The 253-nt window shown below is 60.1% G+C and carries 1 pseudogene; it reads left to right on the top strand.

Features of this window, described 5'->3' with window-relative positions:
* Positions 1-253: pseudogene (locus ACTHSQ_RS11350) on the top strand (SDR family NAD(P)-dependent oxidoreductase); the annotation flags it as partial.

Here is a 253-nt window from a genome sequence, read left to right as displayed (position 1 = left end):
GCGATAAAGCGCGCGAATGCGACGAAACTGCCATACCCGATCCGCAAACCGAGTCCGCCCGCCAAATCCTCGCCGCCGAGCAATACCTGCTCGACAGCGGCGTTCCGAATATCGACATCCTGCGCCTGGGCGGGCTTTATTGCGCCGAACGCCACCCCGTCAGCCGCCTCGTTCAAAAACAAAACATCCAAGGCGGCAACCAGCCCGTCAATATCGTCCACCGCGACATTGCCGTCGAAACCCTGTTTCAGAC

Source organism: Neisseria sp. P0009.S008 (assembly GCF_051958615.1).
Lineage (GTDB): Bacteria > Pseudomonadota > Gammaproteobacteria > Burkholderiales > Neisseriaceae > Neisseria > Neisseria subflava.
The sequence above is the reverse complement of the archived record's forward strand: the minus strand, read 5'-3'. Positions and strand labels throughout refer to the sequence as shown.